This window comes from Ruegeria sp. CK1 (assembly GCF_056536545.1).
Genome location: NZ_JBQFPX010000003.1, coordinates 23,364 through 43,353, shown reverse-complemented (window position 1 = coordinate 43,353; position 19,990 = coordinate 23,364). Strand labels below are relative to the sequence as shown.

Below are 19,990 nucleotides of genomic sequence, written 5' to 3'. Positions count from 1 at the left end.
ATGACAGCGTTAAGCGACCCTAAGAACGCCATTCGCCTTTTTGGGGATTGCACAAAAACCAATTCGCGCGAAAATCACTGCGAGATTGGTCAGGAGGTTAGGTTGCGAAAATCCCGTGGCGCGGAAAACGGGACGGTGCTGGATGGACTGTGTGGCACCAATGCGCGTGCGACTCCATTTTCGAGACTGCAGTGATGGCCGAAGTATCAAAACAATCGACAAAACCCATTCGAGTAGCGTTCGGCTCGGTTCCCAAAGACAGTGGGACTTTTACCTTTTATCGTAATATGCGCCCTGCGCTCGCGGCGCGCGGGATAAACTTGTACTGCGTAACCGTTGGAAAACCGCAGGCCGGTCTTTGGGAAGAGGCGTACGTCGACGACGGTTGTGTCCTGTTGGCGGAAAATTCGTTGAGTATGAAACGCCAGGCACAGGCTTTTACAAGTTGGTGCGTAGAAAATGACATTGATTGCGCATTGGCAATAAACTCAGAAGGGGTTTTGTTTTCCACCCCACATTTGCCCTCAATTGTCGAAGATCTCTCTGCTTTTGGCGTTCCTTTCCGATTGCGAATTGCGGGGAAAGGAGTGGACCGCGCCCGGCTAGTAGAGGCGCTGGCCCCGTATGTTTCCGGCGGTAGAGTGGAATTTGTGGGGGCACTCCCTCCTCATGAGGTTCCTAAGTTCTTGGGTGGCTCGGATGTATTTATTTTCACCTCCCATTTCGAAGGGTGTCCAAACGCGCTCCTTGAAGCGATGATGGCCGGGTGCGTGCCAACCTGTGGCTTGATCCCTGGTATAACCGATTTCTTGGTTGAAGATGGTCGAACTGGATTTGTTGTGGATTTAGGCGACTCAGAAGGCTTCGCAAAAGCCATTGCGGCCCTGAATGATGATCGTGCCAAGCTTGCAGCATTAAGCCAAGCCGTCGGGATCGAAGCGCGGGCGCAATATTCAAACGAAGTTGCAGCTGATGCTTATGCTGCCTTGATCCAAGATGTAATGTCAGAGCCACCGGTAGGCTGGACACCTCGTCCATGGAATATGTTTGAGCCCGACCCCAACTTTCCGGGTTATTGGCGGAATCGTATACCGCCGAGTCTCAGGGCTTTTGTGCGGAAGTTCAGATAATGCGGGTTGTACAGGTCATAAACAGTTTCGGTTATCAAACAGGTGGAGCTGAGCGGCTTGTGCAGGATCTGCATATGGATCTGATCGCAAAAGGTGTGGACGCACATCTAGTGGCTTTGGAGCGATGCGAGACAGATGGTCTTGAAAACGCTGTTTCCTTGGGCTTTTCGAGTCCCTACAAGATGGGCGCTATTTTTGCATTGCGCAAATATCTAAAGGCCATGAGCCCGAAGCCGGATGTGGTGCACGCTCATCTTTTCCCGACCAGCGCTTATATCGCGGGCTTTAAAAAAGTTGGTGCAGTTGGCTGTCCGCTGGTCTTCACTGAGCACAGCACGTCAAACAACCGTCGAGGCTCGGTGATCGGAAGTCTAATAGATCCGTTGATCTATGGGTCCTTTGACCACATTTATTGTATCAGTGATGGAGCGCGAGACAGTCTGAACACCGCATATCCTGCCATTTCAAACAAGTCAGAAGTTATTCTGAATGGCGCACGGTTGAGGTTTGACCATTACACCAAGCGCAGCACAAGTGATCGAATAAAAATCGTTTCCGTAGGTCGATTGCGTGAGGCAAAAAACTATCCCACGGCACTCGCAGCGTTTGAATTGTTAAGTGACTGCAACTGTGAGTACCAGATCGTTGGCGATGGTGAATTGCGCGCAGCGTTGGAAGCAAAAGCCGCGACCATGAAAACGCCCGTGCGTTTTGAGGGGCATGTCAATGATATTGGCCCGATATTGCAGGGGGCTGATGTTTTCCTCATGCCTTCGCTTTGGGAAGGGTTTGGACTGGCCGCTGTTGAGGCCATGAATGCTGGATTGCCGGTGGTGGCGTCCGACATCGCGGGCTTGAGAGAGGTCGTCGGAGCCGACGGTGAATGTGCCTTGCTAGTACCGCCGGAAGACCCGCAAGCGATTGCAGATGCACTTGGAATGTTAATCTCAGATTCTGCTAAGAGACTAAAAATGGGAGAGGCTGCTTTCCGGCGCGCATCAGGTTTTGACAAGCGGTTAATGTCTGAAAAATATGTTGCCGCCTATCGCTCTGTTTCCAAAAAGGTGGCCAATGCTTGATAAACGTCACGGCGAAGCAAAGGTAGGCATTTTTCTACGCAGACTGCTTCGTTTGCTGTCATTAAACCCAATGCTTCAAATATTTTATTATTCGCCCATACCTATTTTCGAGAAAATGGTTACGCTGAACGGCGAGTGGGTAAATCCCGGGTCACCCGGATAACACACAAAGGTACAGGACATGCCTACGGCCGTTATATTGCTGTCTGACAAGCGATCTGGTTCGACAATGTTGCAAGAAGAGCTTTGCAAGCATTCTGGGGTCCGTAACGTCGATTATTCGCCCCATACTTATTTTGAGACCCATCATTGGCTGAAAGCCTCCGTGGTATTGAGCCGGCCCAATGCTCTTTACTCAGGTTTCAAGCAATACAGCGGTTATGGCTCGAGAGCTAACGCTCGTGCTTATCTCATCGATACGCTCAAGGGGAATATGCCCGAATATGAATTGCCGGAAAATGATGAAGACTTGATTTTCGACGGCTGGGACGCGTTGTGCAAAACCTTTGCACAACCGGTCTTTTTTGAAAAATCGCCACAGATACTTGCCGAGTGGTGTGCGCTGGACTTGCTTTTGGAATGGACCCGCCGCACAGATCTGAAGGTAAAAATCATCGGCCTCGTGCGCAATCCCTTGGCGGTACAATACTCTGCCCATGAATTGTTTTCCACGGATGCCGAAAAGCGCCAATTCGATTGGCTAAACACTCAGCGTAATCTTTTGAACATCCAGTCCATACTGCCGCCAGCGATGTTTAGGTTGGTGCGCTATGAAGAAATTATTGCCGATCCCAAAAAATGTCTGACGGAACTCTGTGAATTCATTGGCTTGGAGTACGAAGACAAAATGGGTGCCGCCGTTCACACGTCATCGAAAGAGAAATGGATGGCGAATGAAAACTATACATTGCAGCTTGATCGCGCAGTCAAGCAGGTTGCTAAAATCCTGGGTTATCAGGATCAAGAACTTGTAAACCCTCACAAACCAACGGCGGCGTCTATTGCTGCCATGCGCCCAGACTTCAAGACGCGAACGAGAATGCGCATCGTGCGGTTGCGTGATCGGGTAATTCGACCTGCGTCCCTGAAACTCAAAGCTCTACGTGCCACAAGGAAATGATTGATATGACGCGTCCAAGCCTTGGTGTTGTTTCTATTTCCTACAATGAAGAACGGGATATCGGCGGGTTTTTGGAAAACCTTGCCCCCTGGGTCGATGAGATCGTGATTGTTGATGACGGATCGACGGACCGCACAGAAGAGATCGTGCAGACTTATAGGGATAAGGTGAAGTTCATCAAGCAGCCGCGCGCCGATGGTGAGTATTTCAGTCACCAACGGAACAAAGGCATTGATGCCGCTACCAGCGATTGGCTGTTGCATATGGACATTGACGAACGTGTAAGCCCGGAACTTGCGACCGAAATTCTTGAAGGCATCGGCGACTCTGGCAAAGACGGTTATCGCTACCGGCGTCTGAACTACTTCATGCACCGTCCGATGAAAGGTGGGGGGTGGCAGGACTGGAATTTGGTTCATCTAGCGCGGCGCGACAAATTTCGCTTTGGCGGTATGTTTCACGAGGATTGCCTGATCGATGCCCCAGCAGAGCGCGTCGGTCAGCTTAACGGGTTGATGATCCATTTTAATGAAGACAGTTTTGAGAAAAGACTCCGTAAAAGCGCAACTTACCTTGAAGAAGTTGCCAATCGCGTCGAGTCTCGTAAACGCCCTGATAACTGGATCGACGTGGTAGGGCGACCGATTGCCGAGTTGGCCCGTAAGAATTTTATCAAACGCGGCTTTTTGGACGGGACGCCGGGGTTTATCTCGGCAGTCCATTCCGCCACGGCGATTTTCAGGGCGAATGCCCTGATTGAGGCAAGCAGAACGCGATCCGAAAAGACCAGCTTGATAAAGACCTCAAGCAAATGTGGGCGGAGAAATTTGTTCACCGACAGAGTGCAGGCCTGCATAGTACTGCCTCTGAATGACTAGAGCACCACATATCCTGTTTCATCGACCCACATTGTGGGACTCAGATGTCCAATGCTCAACGAAGGTATTGGCGCGGTTGTTCGCAGAGCGTGGATGTTACGTAAGCTATCTGGAAAATCCGCTTGATCCGGTACACCTTTTGCGAGGCAAAGGATATGCGCAAGAGTGGAAAAAAGGTTTGCGCACAGACAAGGGTGTAAGAATCCTAAATCTGTTCTCACCCGTGCCGGTTCGCGATGTTTGGCCTTTGAACACACTGACTGCGTCTTACCTGAAATACCGTCTCATGTATCCCTCTTTGCGGTCGAGCGTCGTGTCAGAAGATTATTCTGCTCCTGATCTCGTTTGGACCACAGTTCCGGGCAGTGTGGTGGCGTTGAAAAAGAGCTTTCCCGAGGCAAGGATTGTCTTCCATGTTGTTGACTATTACCCGGCCTTTCGTGGACCGGCAGTGGTGCCACTAGAACGCCAAGATTATAAGCTGGCGGATGCGGTATATGTAATTGGCGGCAGTCTCAGAAACTATCTGATTGAAGAACTCGGCGTTCCGGCTGCTAAAGTGGCCGTGCTGGGCCAAGGGGCCGAATTGGAAATCTATCAGACAGAGACGTCTACCCCTGCCGAGATTGCTCATCTGCCTCATCCTCGCGCGATCTGGTGCGGTGTATTGGCCAAAGGCGATCCAGGTCTTTTTTCGGCGGTAGCACACCAGATAGAAGCCCGAGGTGGTTCATTGATCCTTATCGGCCCTGAAGCGAGTTGGGCGAAAGACTTGGCTCGCCAGATGCCGGATACAGTTGCTTTGCTGGGTTCAAAAGCACCCTCGGATTTGCCTGCTTATCTCAAAGCTGCAGATCTTGGCATTATGCTTTATGATCGTGAACGCCAAGAGGTCTATCGCGGTCAAAATCCACTTAAACTTTATGAATACACTGCAGCTGGTCTTCCGGTGCTTTCAACTGCTCATGATGAATTTGAGATGCTGCAACCGCCTGTAGCCCAGATTGCAAGGGAAGAGGACGTTCCCATTGCACTGGATACGATCCTGGCAGATATGGGGCACCAACGGGACAAAGTGTCTGCGTTTGCCGTACGTCACAGTTGGAGGGCCAAGGTCGATACCATCATAGAGAGATTTTTTCCCAATCTTTTGGACCGGCAACAAGGGAAGCCCGCGTAGTGTTGAATGTTGCGTATTTTTCAAACCAGTTTGCAACTGCCCAGGGCCACGGTATCACCCGGTATTCTCATGAAATGTACAAAGGCTTGCGTAAGATCGATGATCTTGCTGTTCGGCCCGTGGCTGCCTGGTCTTCGTTATCCCCTGATCGCTTGTCTGCGTTGCAAGAGGAAACCGGTCTGGAACTCGTCAAGCTAGGGCGCAGGTTGACGCCGCTGGCTTGGCATTATCTCGATATGCCGAAATTGGAGCGGTTGATTGGGGGTTCGGTGGATGTGGTCCATGCCGTTTCGTTGGGGTATGCGATTGCCACCCGCAAGCCCTATGTCGTTACCGTCCATGACTTAGGGCCGCTCACACATCCAGAGTTTTTCACCAACACCAAGCCCTGGATCATGGAGAGAAGCCTGCGGCAAGCCGAGGCACGTGCCGACGCGATAATTTGTGTTTCGCAATCCACCGCCGATGAGGTTGAGGGTTACCTCGGCGCTCATGTGACCGACAGAATACGCGTGATTAAAGAGGGGGTCTCACCAGAGTTCTTTGCCCAAAACGATTTAAACTGTCTTGCTGGGCTTGACCTGCCCGCCGATGATATTCCGATCATTTTGACGGCGGGGAAGATCAGCCCGCGAAAAAATGTACAGGGCGTCTTAAGTGCCTTGAAACTTGTGCAAGATCAGATTGACCACCATTTAGTCCTGGTTGGGGGCGCGGGCTGGGAAACTGAGGTTGTCCTAAAGGGGTTGGGTGACGATTCATTAGTCAGCCGGGTCCACCTATTGGATTATGTAACTGACGAACAGCTTCGTGCGCTTTATCGTCGGGCGTCGCTTTATATTCATCCATCGCTTTATGAGGGCTTCGGTTTGACTGTACTCGAGGCAATGGCCTCGGGCGTACCAGTGATCACGTCCAATACGTCGTCTCTTCCAGAAGTGGCTGGCGCGGCTAGTTTGTTGGTCGACCCTGCCAATGACGCCGACATTGCGGAAGCCATCCTTGCCATCTGCACGGATACGTCTCTTCAGGAAAAGAAAATCGCTGAGGGGTTGGCGCGTGCAAAACTATTCTCATGGGACAAATGTGCTGAGGAATTGTCAGAGGTTTTTGCAGAAGTCAGTCGCTAGTTTGCGAGTTCCCTAAGAGAGCTTACCGGTCAACAAACTGACGGCGAATATTGCGATTAGTCCGCTTCAGGGATTCGGGCAGAAATCAACCTAATTCGGTTTTTTTGTAGTGAGATTGTGTCGAGGTGTTTTGTGACCTTCAAGGATGCCTACCCTAATCTCTTTGTGAATGTTTCCTAATTGATCAGTTGTTCACCTTAGGGAAACTTGCAGACGTGGGTCGCCATATTGGCCATTAAATTGCATTTTCGACCGTCTTAGGCTTTGCTTTTAATTGGTTTTATTTTAGCGGGCCATTTTTTAGGGTACGAATTTTTGATTTGTTTTGTAAATCATTCCTTCTGGCGCCGTACCCTTTTTCGGCGAATTTCCCTTATTCAATTGCCCATAATAGGCAACTTTCTTCCTATTTTAGGCGATACGCCCAAGGGGAGTTGTGTAGAAACAATTGTGATGACATTGCCAAATTAAACACGGAATAGCCGTAGTTTTGGCCCGTGAAGAACAAAAATGAGCAGTAAATATCAAAATGAAACACGAGGTGGGTTTTGAAAGGAGAAGAGATCAGGGCTGTCGACGTGGCTGATATAGCAACGTCAAGTTTCGAGTTCTTTTTTACTGCTAGTTAGGAATGCACAGTTCGCATTGCCCTTAGCATCCCCACTCACATGAACATCAATGGGCCACTGGGTTCTTTAGAAATGCACTCACGTTTCACGCCCGGTATTCCCCAAAATGAAGTTAGGCAACCAGAATGGCAACTATCCACTCATCCGATCTTGGTTGGAAAGCAGGTCAAGATATCTCGAAAGAGTTCGCTGCACTCGCCAAGACACTCAAACCCGGTGATGTATTCGTCTTTGACGCAATGTATGACATTAGCGGGTCAAATATCGAACTTGCAGACAACGTAACGTTAAAAGGTGGGACGCCCGGAGCTGGGTTTAACGTTACAGATACGCAATCAAATCTCAACTATCTGCTTGAGCTTGGCGATGGCAACTCTCTGATTGATTTGACTGTTACCCTTGAAAACTCAAGCACCGAGAGAACTCAAAAGAAAACCATTCTCGTTGAAGCTGATGATGTAACTATTTTGAATAGTTCGTTTTCAGGAAATACCGGTATTTTCCTGGACGTGACTGGCGACAACCTTTTGGTCGAAGATTCGCATTTTGATGGCGGTTTTTACCAAATGCGCTGGTTGGGCGAAAATACGAACCACGTGGTAAAGAACTCTCTGTTCGAAAATTCTCTGGGTGATGGGATTAAAACCGCGCGTGGCGATGGGCTTGGCACGCAGAACGCAACAATTATTGATAGTGTTTTTCTGAACAACGAACGCGATGGGATTGATACGACTGGTGGCTTCAAAGACAGCTCTGTGATCAACAGCTACTTTGTTGGCAACGGCGTCAGCGGCATGGATCTGAAAAACATAATCGAAAGTGAATCCGATCTAAGCCTTAATCAGACCAATAGAAATGTGACGATTACCGGATCAGAGTTCATCAACAATGGCAACAACATCGTGTTGACCACTTTGGATCGCGCCGATTTGTTGACGGACAGCAATGCCGACAAGTGGTTGGTTCAGGATATTTATATCACTGACTCTATCTTCGAAAACACAAACAGTACCAGCAACGTTATGGTGCTGGCAAAAGGGGCAACCGGCGTTTACGCGGAGAATGTCACCCTTCTTGGTAAAACTAACCCATTTAAAGAGCATGTCAGCGACTACCTGAGTGATCTGAATGTGGATGTAAACGCTGACCTGATCACCAAGAACGTGACCACTGGCGACGTAAGAAATGGTTCACTGAAAGTTGACTATGCCAGCATGGCAGGCCCGGATTGGTCTACACCGTCGGATCTACCTTCGTCAGGCACGGGTTCAGATAGTGGCTCGTCAGAGCCAGAGCCAACAACCCCCACTCAGCCGGACGATTCAAACGATTCGGCACCATCTGATGATGCCTCAGTTGGGGATGGAACGGTCGAAAGCGCAAGCAGCCTGCTGAACTTCTATCTGGCAGACGCATCCAGCGATGAGACGCTCTCTCAGCTTGCTGATAGCTCCAGCATTGATAGCAGCCTCACTGATGGGAAAAACGTGACGCTGTACGCTACCTCGCAAAGCGGTGCTCCTAAAATTGGCAGTGTCAAATTGTCGATCGACGGATTTGGCTCCCGTATGGAGAATGTAGAACCTTTTGCCTTGTTCGGAGATAATGGCAAAGGCAATTTCTACGGCGAGAAAGAGCTGTCGGAAGGCACCTACACGGTAAACATCACCGTATACGAAGGTAAAAACGGTTCAGGCTCTGTGCTTGAAACGACTTCCTTTGAATTCACAATTGATGGCTCTGGCACGACACCGGTTGTAACGCCATCGGACCCAGTTGTTGATGATTCAACGGATGACGTTGTTAGCGTGCCGGAGCCTGCTGACGAGACCACAGTAGAAACGGATTTGGCCCCAGATGTGATCTCTCAGGTGCCGTACAGCCAGCTGTTGGACATCAAGTTGATCGACACCGCTTCGGACAGCGTTCTTGTCGATATGAACCAAGGCGCGAAGTTGTCCAGCGACGATCTGGCCGGGCACAAAATCACATTTTCAGCCGAGGCGATTGACTCCAGTTCCGTGGACATCGGCAGTGTAAGGCTTGAATTGGACGGACAGTATTCCCGTATGGAAAACGTAGAGCCGTACGCACTGTTCGGAGATAACGGTAAAGGCAACTTCTTTGGCGGTACGCAGCTAGAGGATGGCATCCATACCGTTAAGCTGACTGTTTACTCGGGTAAGAACGGGAAAGGTTCGGTTCTTGAGGAAGTGACCGTTAACTTCGAAGTAGGGGATTACGATAGCGTCCTGATCGACGGTAGCCCGACGACCATCTCAAGCTACTCGGCGATCCAAGATACCGGCACTGCGACCGTCAGCAATGATCAGAGAACGATCTTGTTGGAAGATAGTGCATGGAAAACAATGGACGTTTCCGTGGATGTTACAGAGTCAACGGTTCTTGAGTTCGACTTCAAGAGCGACGTTGAAGGGGAAATACAGGGCATTGCTTTGATCGCTGAAGGTGACGACCTGCCATCCAAGTTCTTCCAAATCGATGGAACGCAAGTTCTGGGCATTCAGGACTTCAATGGTGACTACGACACAGGATCAGGGTTCACCCAATACTCGATCAATGTGGGAGAGTATTTCACAGGTCGAGTAGACCAGGTTGTATTGGTCAGCGATGATGATGCCGGTCTGGGTGCAACGACTACATTCGAAGATATCAGCTTCTTCTGAATGCTGGTCTGATCCAGCGCGTTAGGCGCGGATATGTGAACCGCAACTTCGCGCCCTTCGTTTTCGACGAAGGGCGCGAAACTTTTAAAAAAGCAGCGTCCTGGTTGTCGATGTGCCCTAGCCTAAATTTGTTTTCTGATTGCTTTTTGACACTGAAAGCGACCGTTAAGTCCTGATCGCTCTAATATTGGGATTACTTAAACAAAGTTCCGATGCTTAGATGGAACAAATAGAAGTACAGGCGATTTCAATTTAGTATCTGGTTATTGTCGTTATCATGGTGCCAAGAATTTGCATATTTTATTGACAGGCAACACTGCGTTTAAGCTTGCTAATTTCAGGGCAGGCCTAATGAGCCAACTGATCCGCGATGGTCACACGCTTTCTGCATTGGTTCCTAGAGATGACTATTTCGAAACTCTTGAACACGCTGGCGTTCGAACCATCGAATTGGAGATGGACCAACGAGGAACCTCGTTGTTTCGCGAACTGCGTCTTTTAATACGTTTTTGGCAAGTGTTTCGGTCCACGAAGCCAGATATTGTTTTGGGTTACACGATCAAAAACAATATTTACGGAGCGTTGGCCGCGCGTGTGCTGGGTATCCCTTTTTTCCCAAATGTCACCGGTCTTGGGACGGTCTTTGAAAGCTCCAGTCTTCTTAATCGCACTGTGGTTCGCCTTTATAGAACTGCATTTAAGAAAGTCCCCAAGGTGTTTTTTCAAAACAGTCATGACCAGGACTTGTTCACTCGCAAACGCATTGTCGAAAAAGACAGAACAGAGTTGTTGCCGGGTTCTGGTGTTGATCTTGAGGAATTCAGTGCAAGCCCACTTCCTAATGGCGACGAATGTCCCGTTTTTTTGCTTGTCGCTAGGATGCTAAAAACCAAAGGAATTTTTGAGTTTGTTAAGGCTGGGGAAATTATTCGCTTACAATTCCCCAGTGCAAAATTGCAACTCCTTGGACCTTTAGATCCAGACAGCCGAGTGGCCATTCACGAAGGGCAGTTAGACGTTTGGAAAGAAGCGGGGGTCGTCGAGTACTTGGGGTCGGTTAGGGACGTGCGGCCCTTTGTACGCGCTGCAGACTGTGTGGTGCTGCCTTCATATTACAAAGAAGGAACACCGCGCGCTTTGATTGAGGGTGCTGCTATGGGGCGTCCGATTATCACGACTGATATGCCGGGATGTCGAGACGTTGTCGATGATGGCACGACAGGATTTCTGTGTCAGGCAGAAGACGCTGCAGACCTTGCGGACAAAATGTGTGAGATGATTAGACTTGGGAATGCAGGCCGATCGCGGATGGGTGCAAACGGTCGGCTAAAAATTCAAACAGAATTTGATGAAAAAATTGTCATTAACGCCTATCGTCAAGCAATCGACGCATTGTCAAAGGATAGTGCATCATGAGGCAAATTAGCTGTTGTGCCGGAGTGGCTGTATTAACCAAAATATTGCAATTTAGGTGGTAAACGCATTGATCCGAAAGACTTATAAAGCGCTGAAAGATTTTCAGAAAAACGCAATTGGAAGGTTTGTTGACGGCCGGATGCTTGATCAACAGGTTCCTCTTCAATCGCTTTTCAGGTCTCGATTTGAGTATGAGGTTCAGGAGTTTGGAAGTCATGAATTTTACGTTCCCGAACTCAAGCCTGATAACCCAGCAAGTGATCTCAGGCAGTTAAAGTTGCTTTACACGCCGCAGGCAGTAACCAGACCGTACTATTTTCACCTGCAAAACGCCGGTGTTTACAATCGACAGATTGTTGATCCTAAAAATCCGAAACGTCTATTTCTAGAAAGTTTCCCAGAAGGCTCAATGCAGGACGAAGGACGGAATTTTCAACCTGAACTGTCCATTCGGCGCAAAGCGCTGCAACGCGCCCAACAAGGGACCACTGATGTGGACGAGGCGTATGTCTTCTCTGGCCTTTGGTGGCAGAATTATTATCACTTTTTGGTGGATTCCTGTCTGCGGTTTATCGATTTGCAAGAGCAACGCGCATTTACCAGCGATACAACGCTTCTTTTCCATAGCGAGCCCAAAACTTGGCAAAAAAGCTATCTCGACCTTTTGGGTTTGGGCGAACACCAGAGTCTGTTAACAGATCAACAACCGGTTAAGGTTGGAAAGTTGCTGGTCGCTTCTCCAAGGCGGCAAAGATTTGTCGTGTCCATTGATGCAGTCACCAGTTTTCGCCATCGCATTTTTGATCGGTTGGGATTGGCAGATATGGTGCCTACGCGCAAAATCTTCATTTCGCGCCGTGGCGCGAAATTCAGGCGTATTTTGAACGAGTCCGAAGTGGAAAGCTGCCTTGCGGAGTACGACTTTGAAATTTTGAAGTCTGAAAGCCTGACGGTGGAAGATCAGATCAAGATTTTTGCGCAAGCCAAGATGATAGTTGCGCCGCACGGTGCTGGGCTCGCAAATATGATCTATTCACAAAGGCCTAAAATAATAGAATTTTTTCCAGCGGACAATTGGAATATCGGCTACTTTCTGACGCTTACAAATTCAATCGGAGGTACGCATATTCCGATTATTTGTGCCCCGGAAAATGAAGTAGATGATTTCTATGTTGATATCAAACAGCTTCGCGCTGCATTGGAATTGTTCTAGGGCACTGCTTTCCTAGTGTGTAATTTATCTTAGGGATGGATTTAGGCTCGCCATTATGTGCTGGCTATTTTGACTGCACGGATTTCAAATCGAAAAGCGCGCAGTCACTTCGACGTCTCAACGCCCAAGAAAAGCTCTTAGGGCTTGAGGGTAAATCTACGACCCAGCGTCAAAAAGAATGTGTTTGAGTCCGCCGAAAAGCCGTCTTGATCGTCCTTCTCGTATTGATACCCGATATTCATGGCCCAATCTCTTGTGATTGCTCGAGAATAGGATGCGTTGAAAGTGCCACGTTCACGAGGGTTGGATGGCCCCGTTCCTTCGTCTTTCTGATCAATATAGTTCGCGCTGAAAGACAGGGCAGAGACCGGGTTGATAAAATAGTCGTAAGTCAGGAAGGCGACAGTTTGACGTGTTTCCACACTCTGCGTGCTGGTGCCGACCCGGCGTTGGATGGTTGCGCCAATTTGGGAGTTGGAAAGCCGATAGCTGTAGTCGATTTGGCCGATTGGCGTAGTTTCGTCAAATGGGCCTCTTGTAACGCCGATATCAAAGCTGAACTCACCATTTGTACGCTCAAAGCTTCTACCGAACGTGGCATTAGTACGTGTGCCATTCACACCAAATGTCTGATCAAGCAGTATATCGGCAAAACCATCCGGAAGTGTTTTGCCCCAAGCAAAACTCCAGACGAAGTCTTCTGTCACGTCGTTTGTGTTGGTCGTGCGCTGTGTGTCGTCAACTTTGGAATAGCCAATATCCGCACTGATAGTGGTAACTGACGAGATGTCGTAGGCGATCCCAGTCGAGACGGTTGTCGTGTCCCGATCCGTCCGTACGCTGTCCTCCGCCTTGAACTCTTGGTAATCGACTTGGAAGTTGCCCAGCAAAACAGGCGAAATTCGCAACAATGCAGTTGCTGTAAAGTCGTCGAACTCATTATCGAAAAGACCGGGGTCGATTGTATCGGAATACCTGCGTTCGCGGTGACTATAGTTAAACCTGAAACCCAGAGGGTCGTTCAGGCCGGTCTCCCAATCGAAAACACCGCGAGTATTGATCTGATCACCGGCTCTTCCGATGACATCTGATGCGTCAATGACGCCATCTAGGTTGATGTCTGTCAGTGATCTATTAAAGGCCAGATTCCTCTCGCGATATTCCGCTAGTAGCCCAAGGCTACTGTTGGTTCGGTTTCGCTGGTAGGTTAGCTGCGTAAATGGATCGGAAAAATCAGAATCTGTTCCGATCACCGGTTCATTTGCAATTCGGTACAGGCCTGAAAGGTCAAATGTCAGAGCAGAGTCGGCAGTCTCTCTCACGATCCCTAAGGCTAGTGTGTTTTCCCACCAAGTCGTCGACCCAAAAGATGGGTCTGTCAGGCGAAGGTTGTCGTCGTGTCTAAGTGAGGTCAGGTAGTCCAGTGTGATGCTTAACCCAGAGCCGGTGCCCGTTTGTGGGGTCGCGTCGGTGTTAGGCAGGCCGATCCGACGAGCTGGATTTCGCCGTGCTTGTTGAGAAATAAGCTGCTGGCTGGGCGTCTGATCAACCAGCGTCGAAGGTGCATTAGTGTTCTGCACAGTGTCTTGCTGGCTGGATGCCTGCGTATCTTGCACCGAAGCCTGTTGTCCGGTTGCCGGTGTCAATGACATCACAACGGCAACCCCGCCCCCCAGTGCGCTGGACAGCCTAAATTTAGATTTCCCCACCTGTATCAGCCCCTATTCGAACAAGCGGCGTGCTGGAACTACAACAACGTCTCCGGGTCTTAGCACTGTATTGCCTTGGATGCCGCCGCCCGCGCCATTGTAATTATAAGTATATTTATTCATCACGCCTGATTTAGTATCCGCGCGGCGCAACTCGATACGTTTGCGTGCCGCAAAATTGGTCAGGCCGCCAGCCTGAGCCAAAGCCTGTAAGATTGTTGTGCCTGGGGTCGCTAGGTACTTGCCGGGTGCGTTGACCTCACCCATGATAAAGATATCAACCGTAGGTCCGGTTGATGTCTCCCCGCCCTGTGCAATGGGTGGCGGAGCAAGTGAGGCGACCGAAACAAAGACCGTTGGCGGTGTGCTGAAATTAGAAGACAACGCCGACGACAAGGATGAACTTACCCCATTGGTTGACCGGCCTGCGGCGCGGACAGAACCTGCAAGAGGGAAGTTTATAGAGCCATCCGGAAGTACCAGAACGGTACGATTTAGAGTGGGATCTTCCAGGACATCGACCTGAAGCGCATCGCCTGGTTGAATCTGGTATGACTGAGCCCAAGTACCGGTCGCGACAACCAAGAAAACCACAAAACTGATAAATGATCCGATTACTTTACGCATATTCAATCTCTCACCTTTCTCTCTTTATGCCTGTTTCGAACTCACGAAACAATCCACAGATATTCCAGTGTGTGTGAGTTGCGGCAGAAATGCAGCAGACTCCCCTCTTAGCATTATTGCACTGAATTATCAGTGTGGTAGAGTCCATTTAACGTCTGTCGTATGGCAAATATGTGACGCTCGTAGACACACTAGTCACAACCACAAGACGACATTTGCTGTGGTTGATCGACTTTCGCCTAGCAGGCTCATTTGATTAAATCGGGTGAATATAGAACAAGAGCTGTCTTGTCGTCGTTCATATTGAGGAAGGCGCGGAAGCGGTTCGTGGCATCAATGAATCCCTGAATATCGGCGAACCTTTGCCCGTTCCTTCAAGGCGCCATTGCCATTTATTCCCGTCATTTGTAACTTGCAGGAAAGGTAAAAGACATCCGCAGTTAACAAAATACGTGGTGTCGTAAGAGTAGTGGGCGCTGCCCGGTCAGGTAAAAATAGTCAAACTTTAAACCAAGGTGGTTCACAATTTTGCCATGATTTCGTTGCGAGATCGGTTTGGGTTGTTGCCCGTGGCTTAAACCATCCTTTAAGTCGGGTTGCACTTGCGCCAAGGCGAAACCAGAGGAGCGGAAACATGCTAGCGATTGTAGGAGTAGCTATCCTTGTCGGGCTGTTAGCTGGTGGGATCGCTTTGCATGCTGGCTTCTCCATCCTTCTGGCGTTCGGAGCGTATGTTCTTTTTGGTTCGTTGTTCATTTTGGCGGTCGTAATCGTCGTTTTCGCGATCCAAGTTGCAAAAAGCCGTGTCAGGAAAGACAATCACGCTTATTCAAGCTGATCACCTGTAATTGATCCTCTAACATTCAAAACGACGTGCGTCTGGTAAATTTCTGGCGGCTCTTGAAAAATTAATCAATTATTTCATGCGCTAAAGCCGTCAGGGAACTAATGGTGTGAAAGCGCTAATTGTTACAAATTAGCGTCGCAAGGGCGCATGGGGTCATAATCGCTTGGTAATACCCGCAACCAATGGGCTCTGGGGCTGCAAATCGACTTTGGTCATTGGTTGGTGGTGAATTGTAGCTCTTATACAGAATTACGGCGCAACACTGTATCCGCTTGCCAGGCGCCAGTAAGGTGCCACACCATCGCGGGGGTCAAAGCAATACGGCGCGTCCTTGGCGCTCCACGTTCCGTCTCTGGTCTGCTCTCGGAAGGCGCAACCAATCGGAATTAGTCGCTCTTTATTGAATGGATCGACCTGAGAATGGCTGCCCCGGTGTTCAGATTTTGACAAGAGGTGCCGCATTGCTGAGAGCAGTCTTTCCCCTGCTGTGCTGCTCCAAGGACGAAGACCTGCACGTTCAAGCAGATTAAACAAGTTAATCAAAGTTTGTATGTTGAACGTACAATTGTGTTGCGCCTGTGCGGTTTGAATTTCCAATGTTTGCTCGCCATTGGGTGAGATAGTGCCTAGCACCCGTGCTTGGGCCCTCAAATTGATTTCTTGCAGTGTTTGACAGTCCTTCAAAAATACCGCGATGGAGGCTGCTTGCAGGTCATAACACGATCCATGGTTGTCCGAGGCGCGGCATTCTTCGATGCCTTGCTCACTAGTGGTTAGCCACCTTTGAAAGTCGGAGAGCCAAGGCTTTAATCCATCAACAAGCCAATCATCCTTTAGCAATTGGACCGCATCCAGAAAGAAGTAAAAGTCCTTTGACTCGATCAAACCTCGCGCTTGACCTCTATCACCATTATGACCGCGACGCACCTGAGCGAAGCTCAGATTTGGGTTCATCCTCGTGTCTTCATCGATGAACCAAGTTTGAACTAGGTTTTTTGCTTTTTCCGAGTACTTTTCTTCCCCGGTCACTCGGGCAGCAAGTGCGAGTGTGGTTGTGTCGTCGAACAGTTGTTGCAAGCGGGTTCTGTCGTAGCGATGACTTTCCGCATCAAAGAGTTCCGTACCTGGTACCCGCTTTCCGCCCCGACGGACATAGGGCAGCCCGTTCTCCGTATTGGGGTTCGGCCACCAATAGGGCGCGGGGTGGTAATAATCGTGCAGATCGCCGCTGGGTCCAGGCTCTGGTTTGTCCGTCACTGAGTAGGGGCCGCGGGCCATTGCCTTATCGGCGGCGGCGCGCAGCGCGAGATGTTCCGCGTTTCCAGTGTTGGTTGAGAGAGCCCCTATTCGAGCTTGATCGTAGAAGAATGAAACATCACTGTTCAGCTTTTCAGTAACTTTTTGGGCTTCCAGCATGTCCAGTGTCGCTCGAATAGCGTCATTTCTAGCCAAACTACGGTTTTGAGAACTTTGTATATCATCCTTTTCCAAGGCGGACTGACCAGAAAACAGCCGCGCGACCCAACCAGCCTGGGCTACACGGTGACCTTCCGGGCTGATTTTTCGAGGTGGGCTATCGAAAAATTCCACCAACCAATCCTGCCAAGGACCCTCTATGCCGAGGTGCACAAAAAGCTCGACTTTAGGCCGGCGGCCGTAGGGATGTTTTTCACAAAAGCGAATAGGGGCATCACAACGAAAGGCTAGCTGTGGTTCTTCTGTCGCGTTGAACGTGGCGCCCTTTCTCAGAAGGTCGGAATTGTCCTGCATGCGGGCCATCGGAACAGTAAAGTAACGCTTGTCTTTGTTGCCCAACACGTCATTTCGCAATTGATCCCAGGCGCTTTGGGTGAAATAGCAATTGCCATCAAACGGCAGGGCCCATTTGGCGCGATGAACACAAAGATCAAGAGCGGCATTGCGCGCGCCGTTATTGTTCATGACATAGTTGTTTTTCGCTCTGTAAGCCTGAACAATAATTCGGTCTCGAAAATTCTTTTCGACAGAGCCGAGAGAGCCATCAGAAAATACCAGAGGATTTTCAAAAGTGTCAAAGTCATAGCCCGTCGTTTGATAGTCATCAGCGTCGAACGGGATTCTTTCGTATACCTGCTGGTGCTTATCCAGAAGTGCAATCAGCTGAGCTTCGTTTTCCGGGTCAAAAATTCGGTTTAGTATCCAAAGTTTAGTGCAATCCTCGAAATCAGGTTCGTTTTCTAGAATGAACCTTACATTCGCTAGAGATTGTCCGGCGTTGTGGCGGGGGACTAGATCATTTCCGATAATTCGGCAAAGGGCAAACGTATCGGGCAAAGAGGTTGCCCGCTTCTCCTCCTGTTCATCCTGCGCGGCAGGCTCGACAGATTTAATTGACCCAGCAATCTGACCCATGCGCATTTTTTTCTTTTGCAAGAGTGCCTGATTTCGCTTTCGTTTTCGGTACACGTAATAGACTGGCAGCAAAACAGGCGACAAAATGATCAACACAGGCGACAGAAGAACAAGTATGCGATTGCGCCGCCGCTTGCGTAGATCACGTTCTTCCGGGGTCCGGACTGGCTTCACTGCCTCACTGTGCCTGTTGATGATCATTGTTCAAACTTATTCCTGAATCTCACAGCGTTTCGCAATATTGTCGATAAACTTGCGCTTCAAATTCTGGGTTTCATATTCACGAATACTCATCAAGTGCAACTTTTGGTAGCAGAAAAATTTGTCGGTTTTTCGCCGTCGCTCGTGCGAGATCAAAATTGCTTATGCCGCGCGCCGATATATGCGTTTTTGTCAGGCAGACGATTTTCAGGTGCGGGGCTGCCTTAATGGTTTGACTCCTAAATCAAACTGATTCCGCGTCGGAACGGCGGAAAGCAAGACTATTTGGCGGCTGACTTAAAAATGCCGTGATCAAGTCTATGATTTCGAAAACAATAATTTCAAAGTGATGGTTTGCTGTACCGGCGTGAAAAAGCACATTTCGGGAACGGTAGGTAGAATACCGTGGGGTTATCCTAGTGCAGTTCTGACGTACGCAGGCTATTTCCGTTAGTGCACGTGATACAGTTTTATCGCGGTTCAGAAAGTTTCATTGGCCGCTGATTTTTTTGTAGAGCGTGGATTTGTAGCCGAGTGGGATACCTAGAACACCGACGAGCCATCCCATTGTGCGCGCGATTTCAATGAGCCTCTTTTCGGGCTGGAACGGCATTAAAATGAACAACCCAGCCAATAAAATAACTCGAAGCGGCGCAGTGGCGATGTGTACTGCTGCTTTGACTGGCCGCTGTTCCAACTTTCTACGCATATGGGTGTTGGCTTGGTCCCTACCGCGCGCTACCTGATACCAAAAGGACAGCCGATCTGGTGGTATGCGCTCGTAAACAAACGCGTTTTGCACCCAACCAGAAGGTAATCCTGCGGCGACGGTGTCATAATAGAATTTGGCATCGGTGCCACCTGTCATCCGCATGCGTTCATCAAACCAAATGTTGTGGTCTGTGAACAGCCGAGTTTCGCCTAACCAATTGTTGGTTACAACCGTGACGCCGCCAGTATTTTCTAGTGTAGCCCGTTTGGCGGCCGCCCTTTCCTTCGTCAGGTATCGATTACTGATGTTGCTCAGCATTAATTGCTGTAGTTTTGTTTCATTTCCCGAGGGTTCCGCGGCACGCAGAGGTGCGCCCAGAAGAACGGCTGAGCTGCTTCTGTATCCGGTCACCAGCCGTTCAAGCCAATCCTGAGCGACTGTTTCGTCGTCATCAATAAAGCACAACAGGTCTGATCCGGACTCGATCGCAACGTGTGCAGCTCGATTGCGACCGAATGGTATTCCTGGTTCCTTCTCAAGCGCATACAAAAGGAGTGCGCCATTTGGCAATACATCCCCGTAGGATCGAACGACGGCTTCACTGTGTGGTGCCGTATCGTTTTCAACGATAAGACACTGAACGGAACAGTTTTCTGGAAGACCCATCTCTCCCCAACTTACCAGCAAGCTTGCCAACATTTCTGGTCGCTGCCTTGTCAGGGCCGCAACAGTAATCTTCAAATGAGACGAACGACGATCCATGAGGGCTGGCTAAACCTTTCGTATAGCATTGAACGAACCGGTTTTCTGATTGTTTTCCTAAGATACCGGTCTCTGCATGAGTTTCTAGGCTTAATAGGCGCTTTCAGAAATCGACGCCATCTAGGACTTGAACCCGCCCTTCTGAACTCGGTTTAGGGAAACCAGTAAAGAGGACTTTGTGTTTTGAACTTTAGGCATCAGTTTGCGGTCGCGGAGAGGACGGAGGTCATTTCAATCTGGCGGATGGGTCACGCTATCGGTGCGCTGAGTTACTACATC

14 protein-coding genes are annotated in these 19,990 nt (G+C 49.4%); 10 read left to right on the top strand and 4 right to left on the bottom strand.

Going from position 1 to position 19,990, the window contains the following annotated elements; genetic code table 11:
• The first annotated feature begins 194 nt into the window (after positions 1-194).
• The 9 genes from ACR0L3_RS09540 (at position 195) to ACR0L3_RS09500 (ending at position 12,462) form a co-directional block, all read left to right on the top strand.
• Entirely contained in the window at positions 195-1,130 is a 936-nt protein-coding gene (locus ACR0L3_RS09540) for a glycosyltransferase family 4 protein (protein ID WP_480745768.1), read from the top strand.
• Positions 1,130-2,209: a glycosyltransferase family 4 protein gene (locus ACR0L3_RS09535; protein ID WP_480745483.1), complete on the top strand. Its 1,080-nt coding sequence runs from the start codon at positions 1,130-1,132 to the stop codon at positions 2,207-2,209. The genes ACR0L3_RS09540 and ACR0L3_RS09535 overlap by 1 nt, the downstream gene beginning before the upstream one ends.
• 181 nt (positions 2,210-2,390) lie before the next feature.
• The gene (locus tag ACR0L3_RS09530) at positions 2,391-3,329 is read left to right on the top strand and encodes a sulfotransferase family protein (protein ID WP_480745482.1); all 939 of its coding nucleotides are present in this window, start codon (positions 2,391-2,393) and stop codon (positions 3,327-3,329) included.
• A 5-nt stretch (positions 3,330-3,334) separates the two neighbouring features.
• Complete coding sequence (locus tag ACR0L3_RS09525; protein ID WP_480745481.1) at positions 3,335-4,207, top strand: glycosyltransferase family 2 protein; 873 nt, start codon at positions 3,335-3,337, stop codon at positions 4,205-4,207.
• Positions 4,200-5,387: a glycosyltransferase gene (locus tag ACR0L3_RS09520; RefSeq protein ID WP_480745480.1), complete on the top strand. Its 1,188-nt coding sequence runs from the start codon at positions 4,200-4,202 to the stop codon at positions 5,385-5,387. Before ACR0L3_RS09525 ends, ACR0L3_RS09520 begins: the two co-directional genes overlap by 8 nt.
• The gene (locus ACR0L3_RS09515) at positions 5,387-6,517 is read left to right on the top strand and encodes a glycosyltransferase family 4 protein (protein WP_480745479.1); all 1,131 of its coding nucleotides are present in this window, start codon (positions 5,387-5,389) and stop codon (positions 6,515-6,517) included. The genes ACR0L3_RS09520 and ACR0L3_RS09515 overlap by 1 nt, the downstream gene beginning before the upstream one ends.
• 754 nt (positions 6,518-7,271) lie before the next feature.
• Entirely contained in the window at positions 7,272-9,833 is a 2,562-nt protein-coding gene (locus tag ACR0L3_RS09510; protein ID WP_480745478.1) for a right-handed parallel beta-helix repeat-containing protein, read from the top strand.
• Positions 9,834-10,184: 351 nt separating this feature from the next.
• Positions 10,185-11,249, top strand: a complete 1,065-nt coding sequence (locus ACR0L3_RS09505; RefSeq protein ID WP_480745477.1) for a glycosyltransferase family 4 protein — start codon at positions 10,185-10,187, stop codon at positions 11,247-11,249.
• Positions 11,250-11,316: 67 nt separating this feature from the next.
• Positions 11,317-12,462 (top strand): glycosyltransferase family 61 protein, encoded by a 1,146-nt coding sequence (locus ACR0L3_RS09500; RefSeq protein ID WP_480745476.1) that lies wholly within the window; start codon positions 11,317-11,319, stop codon positions 12,460-12,462.
• A gap of 137 nt (positions 12,463-12,599) precedes the next feature.
• Here ACR0L3_RS09500 and ACR0L3_RS09495 read toward each other — a convergent pair whose 3' ends face one another.
• Positions 12,600-14,114 carry a hypothetical protein gene (locus tag ACR0L3_RS09495; protein WP_480745475.1) on the bottom strand — a complete coding sequence of 505 codons (1,515 nt, stop codon included), beginning with the start codon at positions 14,112-14,114 and terminating at the stop codon, positions 12,600-12,602.
• 69 nt (positions 14,115-14,183) lie between these two features.
• Entirely contained in the window at positions 14,184-14,798 is a 615-nt protein-coding gene (locus tag ACR0L3_RS09490) for a polysaccharide biosynthesis/export family protein (RefSeq protein ID WP_480745474.1), read from the bottom strand.
• A 634-nt stretch (positions 14,799-15,432) separates the two neighbouring features.
• On the opposite strand from ACR0L3_RS09490, the gene ACR0L3_RS09485 reads away from it, so the two are divergent.
• A complete protein-coding gene (locus tag ACR0L3_RS09485; protein WP_480745473.1) occupies positions 15,433-15,636 on the top strand; it encodes a hypothetical protein in 204 nt (67 codons plus the stop codon).
• Positions 15,637-15,894: 258 nt separating this feature from the next.
• Here the strand turns inward: ACR0L3_RS09485 and ACR0L3_RS09480 are convergent, their stop codons facing one another.
• A complete protein-coding gene (locus ACR0L3_RS09480; protein WP_480745472.1) occupies positions 15,895-18,237 on the bottom strand; it encodes an alginate lyase family protein in 2,343 nt (780 codons plus the stop codon).
• Between the two features lie 490 nt (positions 18,238-18,727).
• Positions 18,728-19,711, bottom strand: a complete 984-nt coding sequence (locus ACR0L3_RS09475; RefSeq protein WP_480745471.1) for a glycosyltransferase — start codon at positions 19,709-19,711, stop codon at positions 18,728-18,730.
• Positions 19,712-19,990: the final 279 nt, after the last annotated feature.